Source organism: Priestia sp. SIMBA_032 (assembly GCF_046535215.1).
GTDB classification, from domain to species: domain Bacteria; phylum Bacillota; class Bacilli; order Bacillales; family Bacillaceae_H; genus Priestia; species Priestia aryabhattai.
In genome coordinates this window covers 1-240 of sequence record NZ_JAWRXD010001473.1, presented here as the reverse complement: position 1 = coordinate 240, position 240 = coordinate 1, and the positions used below count along the sequence as shown (strand labels likewise).

General features: G+C 67.9%; 1 protein-coding gene. It reads right to left on the bottom strand.

From position 1 onward, the window contains the following. Window positions 1-217 (bottom strand): L-histidine N(alpha)-methyltransferase (locus tag SB717_RS39205; RefSeq protein ID WP_410908695.1); only part of this gene is annotated, 217 nt, incomplete at its 3' end. Window positions 218-240: the final 23 nt, after the last annotated feature.

The following is a 240-nucleotide window of genomic DNA, read 5'->3' as shown; positions in this document are numbered from 1 at the left end:
ACGCCGCGGCGATGTCGTCGCTGTGCGCCCGCAGGATCTCGGTCTCCCGGCGGGTGGGGTAGTACTCCGGCAGGCGGGTGATCTCGTCGAACAACTCGCTGCCGCGCTTGTCGTACAGCCACTTGGCAGGCAGAACCGGCGGATCCTGCCACAGGCCGACCACCGCATCGGCCACCAGATCTGGATTCACGGACGCGTTCGACCCCGTCATCGTCATCGGGCCAGCCGTAGGCCGCTGAG